1 protein-coding gene is annotated in these 217 nt (G+C 65.4%); it reads left to right on the top strand.

What is annotated here, in order from left to right:
• Position 1 precedes the first annotated feature (1 nt).
• The coding region (locus tag IAE37_RS29325; protein ID WP_236410230.1) for a hypothetical protein at positions 2 to 217 on the top strand (216 nt) is incomplete at its 3' end.

Genomic DNA, 217 nt, shown 5'->3' with positions numbered 1-217 from the left:
GCTGCCCATTGGCAGACTAACGGCCATGGCGCGCCATTACCCCTACACCCAGCCGAAAATCCCGGCGGTGGTCGCGCTGAGCGATGCCGAGGGCATGGCGTTGGACCTGAGCCTGACGGTTTCGGCGTTCCAGCATCAACTACGCGACCTTAGGCCCGATGAGCAGCTGGAATACACCAAGCCGGCGCAAGGCGCCGAGCAGGCCGGAGTGCCAGCG

The sequence above is a fragment of the Pseudomonas sp. S31 genome, assembly GCF_016648105.1.
GTDB lineage: Bacteria > Pseudomonadota > Gammaproteobacteria > Pseudomonadales > Pseudomonadaceae > Aquipseudomonas.
This window is presented reverse-complemented; position numbering and strand designations above follow the sequence as displayed.